8 protein-coding genes are annotated in these 12,811 nt (G+C 38.6%); 3 read left to right on the forward strand and 5 right to left on the reverse strand.

Annotated features, from left to right (window positions below; translation table 11 throughout):
• Positions 1 to 60: 60 nt before the first annotated feature.
• Together H5158_RS07050 and H5158_RS07055 are read left to right on the forward strand one after the other, a co-directional pair.
• Positions 61 to 630, forward strand: coding sequence for a sigma-70 family RNA polymerase sigma factor (locus H5158_RS07050; protein ID WP_145235307.1), 570 nt, complete (start codon positions 61 to 63; stop codon positions 628 to 630).
• 8 nt (positions 631 to 638) lie between these two features.
• A complete protein-coding gene (locus H5158_RS07055) occupies positions 639 to 3,863 on the forward strand; it encodes a serine/threonine-protein kinase (RefSeq protein ID WP_145235305.1) in 3,225 nt (1,074 codons plus the stop codon).
• Positions 3,864 to 3,910: 47 nt separating this feature from the next.
• Here H5158_RS07055 and H5158_RS23310 read toward each other — a convergent pair whose 3' ends face one another.
• From H5158_RS23310 to H5158_RS07070, 3 genes are all read right to left on the reverse strand, one after another.
• Entirely contained in the window at positions 3,911 to 5,263 is a 1,353-nt protein-coding gene (locus tag H5158_RS23310) for a PQQ-binding-like beta-propeller repeat protein (protein ID WP_259398733.1), read from the reverse strand.
• A gap of 148 nt (positions 5,264 to 5,411) precedes the next feature.
• Positions 5,412 to 5,681, reverse strand: a complete 270-nt coding sequence (locus H5158_RS07065) for a hypothetical protein (protein ID WP_145235301.1) — start codon at positions 5,679 to 5,681, stop codon at positions 5,412 to 5,414.
• A gap of 207 nt (positions 5,682 to 5,888) precedes the next feature.
• Positions 5,889 to 8,786, reverse strand: a complete 2,898-nt coding sequence (locus H5158_RS07070) for a PKD domain-containing protein (RefSeq protein WP_182717185.1) — start codon at positions 8,784 to 8,786, stop codon at positions 5,889 to 5,891.
• 229 nt (positions 8,787 to 9,015) lie between these two features.
• Here H5158_RS07070 and purU point away from each other — a divergent pair, with 229 nt between their 5' ends.
• A complete protein-coding gene (gene purU / locus H5158_RS07075) occupies positions 9,016 to 9,846 on the forward strand; it encodes a formyltetrahydrofolate deformylase (RefSeq protein WP_182717186.1) in 831 nt (276 codons plus the stop codon).
• Positions 9,847 to 9,922: 76 nt separating this feature from the next.
• On the opposite strand, the gene H5158_RS07080 is transcribed toward purU, so the two are convergent.
• Both H5158_RS07080 and acs read right to left on the reverse strand, forming a co-directional pair.
• Positions 9,923 to 10,576, reverse strand: coding sequence for a response regulator transcription factor (locus tag H5158_RS07080; RefSeq protein ID WP_145235295.1), 654 nt, complete (start codon positions 10,574 to 10,576; stop codon positions 9,923 to 9,925).
• Positions 10,577 to 10,673: 97 nt separating this feature from the next.
• Positions 10,674 to 12,614, reverse strand: a complete 1,941-nt coding sequence (gene acs / locus H5158_RS07085) for an acetate--CoA ligase (RefSeq protein ID WP_182717187.1) — start codon at positions 12,612 to 12,614, stop codon at positions 10,674 to 10,676.
• Positions 12,615 to 12,811: the final 197 nt, after the last annotated feature.

A 12,811-nucleotide genomic window follows, 5' to 3' on the forward strand; every position in this document is an offset into this window, starting at 1 on the left:
TTGTAATTAAAGTCCCGCAAATGTACCTTATTAATTGAAATATCGAAATAAGGAAGATCGATGCAGGCATCATTAGAAGATCTAATCAATGGCTGGCAAAATGGTTGCCCGCAAAGTGCTGATGAACTTAAAGCTCGGCTTTACTACCACCTGAAACAAGTTTGTCATGTACATTTAGAAGGTTACCGTAATGAAATCGATTCAACCTATGTATTGCAGCACTTACCGCATACTGGATCGCTACTACATCAGTCACTTATTGAATTAATCCCGCCACAACAAAGCATTAATCACCAAACACAATTTAATACTTATTTAAGTGTATTTATCCGTAATATTTTACGCGATGAAATTCGCAAGTTTCAAACTCTCAAACGCACTCCTAACGCAGAAAAAATCCAGCAACAAAACGATCAACTAAAACACCAAGAGGATTTTTTAGCATTAGATAGCGCCCTAAATCATCTAGAAAAAAATCATCCGCAAAAAGCTCAAATATTCTCTCAACATTACTTTTTGGGCCTAGATACTAAAGTGCTAGCTAAACAATTCAAGGTCTCACTTGCTACTATTTATCGCGAATTAGATGCTGCTAAAGCGTTTATAAAAGTGCGTATTCAAACAAATTAAGATAATTAATGAATCAATTTAAAGACGCGCTTTCGTGTTTTGAACACTTACTTACACACCATGCCAACAACTTAACCTCAGGATTGCTGCAATTACAACTATCTGATGAACAATTCATCATTGAAGTGAAGCAATTAATAAATGCACATACAAGTAATGATCAAAGCTCATTGTTTAATGACTTATTACATGGCCAATTAAATTTACTTACTAATGATCATCAGCTTTTACAACTGCAAGGCGGCGAAATAAGTCACTTTAGGTTAGAGCAATTAATTGGCTATGGGGGAATGGGTGCAGTTTACTTGGCGACTAGAAATGATGGCCAGTTAAATCAAAAGGTAGCGATTAAGTTATTTTATCCATCCATTGTACAATTACATGGACAAAAACATGTTTTACAAGAAGCGCAATATCTTGCCAAATTATCACATCCCAATATAGCTAGCGTATTAGATGTCGGTAAATGCAGTATTGGCACTTACATCATCATTCAATATATAGCCGGTGATACATTAATTAACTACGCAAAAAACCTTTCGCAAAAAGCAAGGTTAGAGGTATTTCAAAAAGTATGTGATGCCGTTGAGTATGCTCACCAAAATAGGGTGATCCATGCAGATTTAAAGCCTTCAAATATCCTAGTAGATAACAATGGTGAACCTAAACTTGTTGATTTTGGGGTTGCGCGTTCCAGTTCCATGAATCATGAAATACCATTACATAACGCATATATAAAAGCGCTTAGTCACGAGTTTGCAAGCCCAGAGCAACTGGCTGGTGAAAGCTTAACAACCCAAGCTGATATCTATAGCCTTGGGCGTATTTTAGAAAAACTACTTATACAACCTATTAGTACAGAGCTTCAAGAAATCATCAATAAATCACTGGCGCCACTACCACAGCAACGCTTTGCATCAGCAGATACATTAAAACAAAATATCGCCGCTTATCTGGCGCATCGTCCATTACTTTGGTTTAAACACTCAAAAACATATATATTAGGTAAGTTTATAAGACGCTCCCCTCTTACTGCTGCTCTAATAACCTCAACTATCGCTTTTTTGGGTGTCGCCTGTATTAGCTTATTTCTTTATCAAGATGAACAAAAGCAAGCCGCAAAGCAACAGTATGAACTGCTCAACTTTTATCAAAACTTACTAATTAGCAGCACACCGCTAGCGCCGCAAGGTGCAAAACTGTCGGTATCGGCCTTGTTACTTGCTGGTGTTGAACAAGTAATGCAGAGTCAATTAAGCCCAAAAAACCAACAAAGCGTACTCTTAACCGTTGCCCAAAGCTTATACTTGCATGGAAATTTTACAGCAGCTTTAGATATATTGGCGTTGTGCGATAGTTCGATTGACATGCAAATATTAAAAATTAAAAGTTTAATTAAATTAAATCAACAACAAAAAGCACGAATTCTTTGGCAAAAACTATCGCAGCAAAACCCTCAAAACAGCAACATTAAATTGCTTGGTTGGCTTACTAAAGATAGCTATTTAGCTGGTGACATAAAGCAGATCAAAATAGCTTTTCAAAATAGCGATGCATCCGAACTAAAACTGGAATTATTAATACATATTTTTACTCATCGTGATAATCACCCTATACTCAGCCGTCAATTAATTCTCGAGAATGAAAATACGACAGCAACGTCTGCCTCGCAAAAAGCATGGCAATCGTTAATGAAAAGCAGCCTACTGATAGAAGATAATCAAATAGACCAAGCAATTAAGTTACTAGACTCAACATTAAAAAATGCTGCGAATAACTACCACCCACTACATTGTGAGCTCGCAAAATTAAACCATTTTGCGGCAAATTTATATGCTCAAGCAGGTGCACAACTTGCGCAAGAACAAGCCCTGAATAAAGCCATGTTTATCTATCAACAGCTACTCCCAAACTTTGAACATGAACTTAGTACTGTACTATATGAGCAATATCAATATTACCTAAAAGAACGTGATTATTTGCAAGCAAATAACTTTTTAAATAAACAGCTACTACATTGTTCGACAAGTGATCAAAAATGCATGAAGGGGCGTTATGAAAGTACCATGCTAGGTTTAAGTTTGCGTAAGTACTCACAAACCTTAAAGAATGCAGAGCTATGGCTTGCCAATGGTACACAACAATCAAGCCAATATTACGATATCACCTTAGCAAAATACACGGCGCAATATGAACAAAATACACTGAATAAAACAGCATTATTTGATATTGACCTAACACAACTAAGCAAGCAACAGCAAGTTCAATGGTTAGAGCTTGTGATAAAAACAAATATGTTTAATACTTTAACTTCACAGCAAATGCAGCAGCTCATTGTTTATGCTAAATCAAACTCTCCCTTGGCATTTGAATTAATAGCGACTATTAATAAGCTAAACAATAATCCACACACACAGTGGTTAGCACAACTCGAAAAGCAAAACCATATATCACACTCCACAAAGAACCAATTTAGCCCTGCCAGAGATATCAACGCGATAAGTGAAACAAAGCGAGTTAGCTCGATCACGGCCCCTAAACATGCAAGCCAACTAAAAATAGGCTCTGAATTTACGATTGAATGGGATAGCAAACGATTAATTGGCAATACGATAAGTGTATTAGTCAATCATACCGTCAACTATAAAGTTAACAGCTTTGATGATTTTAATAATTTGAAGAAAATTGATTGGCACCCAGCGGCAACTAATTTAAAAAACACGGGAACAGCCCAAATTGACCCTTATCATTTTATGGCCAATGGCACAAATCGCTTTAAACTTATGCTCATCAGCGATTTAGGCTATTGGAGCCTATCTGATGGTTTCTTTAGTATTGCTTCAGGTAAAACTGTTGATAACGGTTTAGAGCACTTTTTACTAAAAGACAAATTGGTTACAACTATTATCACACCTAAAGCCCTTGATATTTACCCTGTAGGTCAGCAAAAAACGATAACCTGGAACGCCAATAAACTCTACGGACAAACCGTTGCTATGTATGTTCTGCATGATGACTCTCGCGGAATTGGCGATAAGCAACAAGTGGATTTAAATATCGTGAATAATAGGCGCTGGTACCAGTTCGCTGAAGAACTGCCAAATACAGGAGAGTTTAACTTAGACCCTGCACTCTTTAATGGCCGAGGTAACAATTATAAAATTTTAATCGTCTCTGATCTGGGTTACTGGAGTGTTTCTGATAAACGGTTCTCAGTGGTAAACCCGTTGTAATTTTAGTTAAAGCAATCGCACACTAGTGCGACTGCTTTACTTTAACTTTACTTAACCACGCCACTATTTTGATTATCCCGGTGAATTTTAGACCAAGTATTAGGCATTAAACCTGTGCTGTCGGTTTGAATAGCCACAAGCTTACCTGTTGCACTTGCGGCCGATACATTACTTTCAGATAAAGTACCTATGTATAAAACCCCCTGACTATCGATAGCTGGAGAAGACCAAGTTACATTTGCTTTTAAATCATATTGCCATGCAAGCGTGCCATCTGGTTTATATGTATAAAGTAAATTACTTTCTGAAGAAAAGTACACATTACCATTATCGCCAATGGTAGGAGACACATAAACATCACCGGTAATTGCCACTTGCCATTTTATACTTTTATCATTGATATCGAGTGCGTAAAACTCACTATCATCATTATTTTTTGTACCAAAATAAATCGTACTACGCGACTCATCTATCGCTACCGATGAGCGAATGTATGGCGCCTCGAACACCTGCGGGTTTGTTAACTCAAACTGCCAACGAAGATCCAAATTATCATCAAAGCTGTATAAAACTCCGGCTTCAGACCCAAAGTAAATATTATTGTTAGAATCAATAGCTGGAGTAGAGTAAACCAAGTCACCTTCAAAGGTGTCTATATCTTTGAATTCGCCAACTAACTCATAACTATTTAAATCAAGCTTAAGTACACGCCCTTCATCATAAAATACCAATTCTCCATTGTGATTTACCGCTCCATTTACAAATCGGTCTTGTCGCTCTGCACAGTTACATAAACGCTCAAACAAGCTCTCACCCGTTTGCGCATTAAAAGCGCGGATATCTAAACCGGTATATATAACTTGGCCTTCAAAAGCCGCAACCTTGGTTAAACCAGAACCTGTTTGAAAGCCATAATCAGATACGCGTTGACGCCACATTTGCTCGCCGCTACTATTTAGAGCTACTAAATCGCGATATGCTTTTTCAAACTCACCTACTCGCTTATCAACAGTGAAATAAATATTTTCATTATGTACAACAGGGCTTGAACGCACTTCTTCACCATTAGGCAAAGTGTAACGCCACTTTTCACTGCCATTGCGGTTATAAGCTACCATCAAATCACTGCCTGCGGGGTCATTGCGTACATTCTTAGCTGTGCCTATATAAATTGTTTGCTCATCAGCACTAAGTGCCGGTGACGAGTAATAAGCAAAGCTTGTTGTTGGTAATAATTTTTCCCACACTAAGCGCGACGCTTCTACTTTATCTGGCTGTTTATCTGCATCAGATTTTGTAGTTTGTGAGTCATCGCTACCACCTCCACAAGCAGATAGAAGAAGACTGAACGTGAATAAAATTGATGTTTTAACTTTAGGTGATTCAAACTGTAACTTCATGTAATTCCTTAGATAGTTATTATTTATAGCTAAATAAATTTTACGAAGAAATCACAACAATGACAGACACGAATAGAAGTTAAATTTTTCTCATAAATTTAAAATATTTTTATCTGTCTTAATGGCGTTACTAAATCGTTGAGACGAATTACTTATTCTTAGCGTCTGGTATTGCCTCTACAGGCACGCAACTATTAGGGTCTAGCTCAAAGCCCTCGTGCAATGCATTTTGCATTTTAGCTAAAAACGCTTTACTTAAAGGCTCACGTGCCGTGATTGAATGATATTCAACCTCTCCTTTATGTGTACATTTATAAGGATATACATACTGATTTTCATCAATCTCTGCAGATGGGTCACTCATCGCGCACCCTGGTAAAACACCAACCATCAAACAACAAAAAATTAAACGAGCCACAATCACCTCCATACAACACCATAACAGCGGGTTTACCCCCGTTCTTTTAAGGGTTTACCCCGCGTCGGCCTTATAACCTAACATTTACACATTTTACGTGATATAAAATCTCTGCGACGGTAATTTTGCAGGCCACTAAAACGAATAAAAGCGCGATAAAAATTATCGCGCTTTATTTTTGTTAAAACTAAAAGATTGTAAGTGGAGTTAACGCTGTGCGCTTTCTCTTAATGCATTTGTGTTGTTAACAAAATCTTTTGCTTTTTGCTGATCAAATAAGAAATAGTTAAAATCTTTACTGCTATTTCCTACATCATTAGTAATAATAATATTAAACTCATCAGTCACTAACGATAAGTACATTGTATTTTGATCATCCGGGAAGCTAATCATGCCTGTGTCATCAACACTGTAATCAAGCTCTGTATTAATGGTTGTGAAACTTTCATCACTATAAATTGTGATTTTATCTTCATCAAACTTCAAATAACTAACCACCCACTGATCATCTCGATCTCGGTCGACCATATATATATCGCGCCCGATTAAATGTTCGACGTTACTTACTGGTTTATTGTCGGCAACAATACTCATGTATTCTTTGGCATCGTTTTCGCTAGTAAAATGCGGCCAAATATGCTCTTCAAAAGTAGCAATTACCACATTACTCGAGCCAATTAATAAACTATAATTAGCCCCATACATTAATGATGAACCATCGCGTAATATTAATTGATTATCAGAAAATATCTGGTAAGTCCCTGTTGATAGGTTGTTATCTTGATAATATTGAAATGAGTTATTGTCATCAAATTGAAAATAACCAAGCTCGCCTTCCACTTTATAATCATGATCTGTAAAATACAAACGCTTACCCAAGTAGTTATTAGGGCTAATTAGGCCAGTCAAAGAAACAGGGGGCTGATAGCCTATCTGTTGTAAAATTTCATCAGGTAGTGGAGACGAAATAGGCCGCTCAGTTGCTCGATTAAACTTGCGATTATCGAACGTTTTCTCTCTTGGTTCCTCACCTTGGCTATAGGTAAATTGATGCATGTTATTTACATAAATAGTATCTTCGATCTGTTCAATTAGCTTCCATTGCCGAGTATTCCACAACCAGCAATTAGGATCTTGCTCAACGTAGTAACAATCATCTCGTCCATTTAGGTTTCGCGTTATTGTAAGAATGTCATCATCAAGATGCCAGTTACCAGCATAAATTCGACTTTCAGCAACTGATAATTGCCCATCCTCATTGCTGTCGTACACACTCATCGAAATAGCTTTGCCATCAGGCCAAAGCTCAAACCAAAACTCATCTAAACTCTTACCATCAAAGTTGTAGCTATATATTCCAGGGATTGTTGCAATATTGAATGTCTCTGATTCGTCGATAATGCTGCCAGTACCTACACTCGCATTTTTAATTCCGTCAAATTCACTAAATGCAGCAAACGTTGCAATATCACCATCACTTGTTAATTGCCTAAATAGTATTGTTTCATTATCGTAATCACTCAGTGTGATATGTAATGACTGTTTGTTATTATCTTCTATCATTCGCCAAGTAATAGGCGTATTTCCAAGCTCTGAAACAGCACCTGTTCCATCGTCATTTAACATTAACGTAATCGCACCAAGAGATACTTGATCAACGAAAATATGCGGTGCAGGCAATGCAATAGGGTTTTGAGTTTGCGCGAAGGTAAAATCAACTTGCTCATTTTGAGTGAATACTTTAAGGATAGACTCGTTAGTGAGTTGATAATTTTCTAACTCACCATCTGGGTACTCTACATTTTTATACTCAGTTTCTTTGACTAAAAAACCATTTTCAGTTGCCGCAATTAACTTTAGCTCTGCTTTATAAGTAGTAACCTCTTGGCGAACCCGCTTTGTTTCACCACCAATTTCAATATCAGCAGTAGTCTGATAAGCATAAAAACCTTCAGGATTATTTAAGGTATACACATCGTTTTGATATATCCAGTCGAAGCGACCATCATAATTTTGAAGAAGGTAACGACCAGTGCCGTCGTTATCTAATTCAATAACTTGATTAATAGATAAATTGCCACGATTATAGTAAAAAGTTTTAATGTTATTAGTCTTTGTAGACTGAACAACCTTCTCATCAGCTAGCATTTCTTCTTGGGCCTGGCTAAACTCGGGCGTTTGCTCCACTTTTTTAATATACTGAGTCATTTTTTCATTATCTAAAGCCAGCTCTAAAACATTATTTACTCCCTCGGGTAAAGCAAATAATTCATTGCTCGTTGATTTGTCCAAAATAACTTTTATAGTCGTAGCAACCTTAACGAGCTCATCAGCACTAATCTCATTCGACAAGCGTTTCAAGTCTTGCTCGCTTTTAATGTCTACGAATAAATTTTCTCGCGCCAAAAGCGCCGACTTTGCTGTGGTTAGATTAGTAATATTTACCGAAAAGTCTTCGTCATTAGTAAGTACAGCGTCATCGCCCGCTTTCGTTTTTAAGCTTGCAAAGCTCATTAGTCGTGACTGCAACAAAGCGGCTTGTTGTTGCTCTTTACCCTGTGCTTCAATTGTCACCAATTGACTCATATCAGCATCATCGTCAAGTGCTAACTCTAAGCTATAATAACCATCGCTATTTGTCGTTGTCGTGAACTCTTGCGATCCTATTTTGGCTTTTATAGCCGCGTCAATTAAGGGGGAATCTGTTGCTATGCCTTCCAGTGATAATTTAACCAGCTGCTGTTGAATATCAACTACAACATTTTTTTCACTCGTTAAACCTTCACTGTCTGTAACAGTTAAATTTAAAGATATTTTTTTATCTTCGCTAACACTTGGCGCAATAAAGCTAACAGTCCCTGTATTGGTGTTCTCTAATGCAACTGACAACCCTGCATTTTGGCTCCAAAGATAAGTAACGGGGCCTTCATCTTGCACTGTGGCACTGATTGAAATAGCTTGTTTTTCAACTACTGCTGTATCGCTTACGCTAATAACTGGTGCGGTATTTATAGGCTCATCAGGGTGATCAACAAAATCAGATTCACAGCCAGACAATAAAGCCAGCGAAATAGATGCCGCAAGCATTGATTTAATTAGATTCATAAAATTATCCCTTTCGTTGTTATATTTTGTCTACCTGACGATAATAAGATAATGAACAATAAATAACCCATAACGAAATCTGTATAATAATTTCTCACAAAATTAAAATATTTTTTTATTTTCCACTTATAGCAATTTAGGTAATACTGAATTTCTCAATAAAGCCCTTGCTATTGTGACAAATTAACAAATAATGGAGCCACTGTTCACGGGATTAGAATGAGGAAAAATGAACACGATACTAACCACGCAATGTGCCGATGATGTCGGCTTAATAGCGAAAATCACCGGGCTTTGTCATCAGCATAATTTAAATATTACCCGCAATAATGAATTTGTAGATAAAGATGCTCAGCGCTTTTTTATGCGCACTGAACTAACGGGCCAACCACATCCAGATTTTTTAAATCAATTACAAGCTTTGTTACCCGATGGCGCGCAATTAGCACTGCACACTGACGAGAAAACTAAAGTGGTGTTACTAGCGACTAAAGAAGCCCACTGCTTAGGGGGCGTATTGCTAAAGCAATTTGAGCAAGCACTGAATATTGAAGTATTGGCTGTGATTGCTAATTACCCTGACTTAGCGCCATTGGCGAAGGGCTTTGATGTGCCGTTTCATGTGGTCAGCCATGAAGGGTTATCACGCGCTGAACACGACCTGCAAGTGGGTGACTTAATTGCCAGCTACAATCCCGATATCATTGGCCTTGCCAAATATATGCGGATTTTAAGCCCTGAATTTGTAGGCCGTTTTGACGGTAAAATTATCAATATTCATCATTCATTTTTACCTGCTTTTATCGGTGCAAAACCGTATCATCAGGCATTTGAACGGGGTGTGAAGATCATTGGTGCGACGGCGCATTTTGTTAATAATGAGCTTGATGAAGGGCCGATTATTATACAAGACGTCACCCATGTAAACCATGCAAACACCGCTGAAATGATGGCTAAAATGGGCAAAGATGTAGAGAAAACAGTGTTTTGTAAAGCACTGCAATTAGCATCAGAACATAAGCTATTTATTAATGGTAATCGAACCGTCGTATTTAGCTAGGTTCTAGAAATAGAGTAGAATGAAGAGGCTCAACGCCTCTTTATTTTTTTTATTATTGACTACTTTTATACTGTACTTAATGTGTTTGCTCGATAGGTTCGAGTTGTAATTTTGCAGCTATCAACACCGCTTGCGTGCGGTTATACACTCCAAGCTTACGGAATATCGCGGTGATGTGCGCTTTGATCGTTGCTTCTGAAATATGTAGTTCATAAGCGATCTGTTTATTCAACAAACCTTCGTGTAAGTACTGCAGCACTTTATATTGCTGTGGGGTAAGGGAGGCTACTTGAGCGGCGATTTCTTTATCTTCATTGGTAACGCTCGCTACTTTGTCTTTAAGCTCAGGTGGTAGCCATACATCGCCATCGAGTATTTGATTAATTGCTCCGGCAATATCATCTGATGATGATGACTTAGGAATGAATCCCATCGCCCCGTAGCTCATAACTTTTGAAACAATATTGATATCTTCACTGCCAGAGACAACAGCAATTGGCAAGCTTGGATAATCTTCACGAATGCGAATTAGGCCATATAAATCGCCACTGCCGGGCATATGTAGGTCTAGTAGTAAGATATCTAAATCTTCTTGTTCACTAAGCACTTGCAATGTAGTTTCAAAATTTTCAGATTCAAAAACCTCTAAACCATCAAACTTTGCCGTTAATGCCCCTTTTAGTGCTTCGCGAAATAACGGGTGGTCATCCGCTATTAAAAACTGACTCATGGTTCACTCCTAATGAATTCGGCTGCCATCTATCAAATAGCTGACAGCCGATATACTACGTTTAGAATCAACTTCTAATCAAGTTTTTAACGCATATTTAACGATTTAATCGGTTCTCGATTAATTCATCAACCACACCAGGGTCTGCAAGTGTTGAGGTATCACCTAATTGCTCGTGCTCATTTGCAGCGATCTTACGTAAAATACGGCGCATGATCTTACCAGAGCGCGTTTTCGGTAAGCCTGGTGACCATTGGATCATATCTGGCGATGCAATTGGGCTAAGCTCTTTACGAACCCAGTTACGAACTTCTTTGGTTAATTCGTCACTGACCGTTATACCTTCGTTTGGCGTTAGGTAAACATAAATACCTTGGCCTTTAATATCGTGCGGGTAACCTACTACAGCAGCTTCGGCAACCGCAGGGTGAGCAACCAGTGCACTTTCAATCTCGGCAGTACCTAAGCGATGTCCTGATACGTTTAATACATCATCAACACGGCCGGTGATCCAGTAGTAACCATCTTCATCACGGCGACAACCGTCTCCAGTAAAGTACACACCCGGATAAGCTGAGAAGTAAGTTTGTTCAAAACGTTCATGATCGCCGTAAACTGTACGAGCTTGTGATGGCCAGCTATCAAGAATAACTAAGTTACCATCAACTGCGCCTTCCAGAGCATTACCTTCAGCATCAAATAATGCTGGCGCAATACCAAAGAATGGACGGGTTGCAGAACCAGGTTTCATATCAATTGCACCTGGTAAAGGTGTGATCATGATGCCACCAGTTTCAGTTTGCCACCAAGTATCAACAATTGGGCAGTTACCTTTACCCATGTTTTCGTAATACCAAGTCCATGCTTCTGGGTTGATTGGCTCCCCCACCGAGCCCAAAATACGTAGGCTATCGCGGTTTGAGGTCGCTGTTGGTTCATCGCCTTTGGCCATCAGTGCACGAATTGCCGTTGGCGCTGTGTATAAAATTGTAACGTTATGCTTATCGACTACTTCACCCATACGTCCTGCGGTTGGGTAAGTGGGTACACCTTCAAATAAGACTTGCGTACAGCCATTAACTAATGGGCCGTAAGCAATGTAACTGTGACCTGTGATCCAGCCCACATCGGCGCTACACCAAAAGATATCATCTTCTTTTAGATCAAATACATATTCGTGAGTCATCGATGCATATACTAAATAACCACCAGTCGTATGAACCACCCCTTTAGGCTGACCTGTTGAACCTGAAGTGTAAAGAATAAAGAGTGGATCTTCTGCATTCATCGGTTCTGGTGCACAGTCTGGGGCTTGATCAGCAACTAAATCATGCCACCATACATCATGTTCATGCCATTGTACCTCGCCACCCGTTAACTGATGTACAACAACGTGTTCGATGGTAGTGACCGACTGTTGTGCAACGGCTTCATCAACATTTGCTTTCAGCGGCACTGTATTGCCTGCACGACGCCCTTCATCAGAAGTAATAACAATTTTAGCACCAGAATCTTTAATACGATCAGCAATTGCTGATGGTGAGAAACCACCAAAGACTACCGAGTGAATTGCACCTAAACGCGCACATGCTTGCATTGCATAAACAGCTTGCGGTGACATAGGCATGTAAATAGCAATACGATCGCCTTTTTTAACACCGAGTTTTTTCAAACCGTTGGCAAATTTTGCCACTTCGTCATGCAGCTGTTGATAAGAAATATGTTCACTTTGCGAAGGATCGTCGCCTTCCCAGATCAATGCCGTTTTATCTGCTTTAGTTGCCAGATGGCGGTCAATACAGTTATACGAAGCATTAAGCTCACCATCTTCATACCATTTAATACTGATATGGCCTTTATCAAACGAGGTGTTTTTTACTTTAGTAAAAGGTGTTGACCAATCGAGACGTTTACCGTGCTCTGCCCAAAAACCTTCTGGATCATCAATAGATTGCTTGTAAAGTGTATTATATTTATCGTTATCAACTAAGGCTGCATTCTTGATATGTGCAGGAACTGGATAGATACTTTGTGACATAGTCGTCTCCATTTTAATTACTTGCCTAAGGCCTATCTTAAGGATCACCCAGCATAGCGGGCGAAAGTATTAGACCTTAGTTGTATTATCTTTGATTTATTTCACTGTACGCTCAAATTGTTTTAAAATTTCATCATTTTACGCTATCAATACAAAATGTTAATGATATGTTTATACTGAGATGGCAAGCTTGCCAC

It is taken from the genome of Pseudoalteromonas sp. SR45-6 (genome assembly GCF_014163545.1).
Classification (GTDB): Bacteria; Pseudomonadota; Gammaproteobacteria; order Enterobacterales; family Alteromonadaceae; genus Pseudoalteromonas; species Pseudoalteromonas rhizosphaerae.

Excerpts from the sequence above, each read along its gene's own strand:
- H5158_RS07050 (WP_145235307.1), top strand. The coding sequence starts at position 61 with ATGCAGGCATCATTAGAAGATCTAATCAATGGCTGGCAAAATGGTTGC.
- H5158_RS07070 (WP_182717185.1), bottom strand. The coding sequence starts at position 8,786 with ATGAATCTAATTAAATCAATGCTTGCGGCATCTATTTCGCTGGCTTTA.
- purU (WP_182717186.1), top strand. The coding sequence starts at position 9,016 with ATGAACACGATACTAACCACGCAATGTGCCGATGATGTCGGCTTAATA.
- H5158_RS07055 (WP_145235305.1), top strand. The coding sequence starts at position 639 with ATGAATCAATTTAAAGACGCGCTTTCGTGTTTTGAACACTTACTTACA.
- acs (WP_182717187.1), bottom strand. The coding sequence starts at position 12,614 with ATGTCACAAAGTATCTATCCAGTTCCTGCACATATCAAGAATGCAGCC.
- H5158_RS23310 (WP_259398733.1), bottom strand. The coding sequence starts at position 5,263 with ATGAAGTTACAGTTTGAATCACCTAAAGTTAAAACATCAATTTTATTC.
- H5158_RS07080 (WP_145235295.1), bottom strand. The coding sequence starts at position 10,576 with ATGAGTCAGTTTTTAATAGCGGATGACCACCCGTTATTTCGCGAAGCA.